The 234-nt window shown below is 45.7% G+C and carries 1 protein-coding gene; it reads right to left on the bottom strand.

Annotation, left to right across the window (positions count from 1 at the left end):
- A partial coding sequence (locus ACTRWI_RS22915) for a transposase (RefSeq protein ID WP_499133967.1) occupies window positions 1-234 on the bottom strand: 234 nt, incomplete at both ends.

The raw sequence follows: 234 nt of genomic DNA, 5'->3' as shown, positions 1-234 counted from the left end.
AGGAATATGCTCAATCATGCGCTCTATCAGAGCTTCTGGACTCAAAATGAGGGATTCCGTCTGACCATTCCTATGATTAAGATAATCAAATGTCACTAATCCTCCTTGGAAATCATGTCGTAACCTAGACGCCGATATCGGTGGCCGCTTTAGGTATCGACCCATGTAGGTCATGGTGGGGGTCACATTGGCCGTTTTCTTAGCAAAGTGCAGTTTCCATCGTCGGCAATATTG

Source organism: Pseudoalteromonas sp. G5_S1_14_S5, from assembly GCF_054968605.1.
Note: the sequence above shows the minus strand (reverse complement) of the source record. Positions and strands in the feature narration are given on the sequence as shown.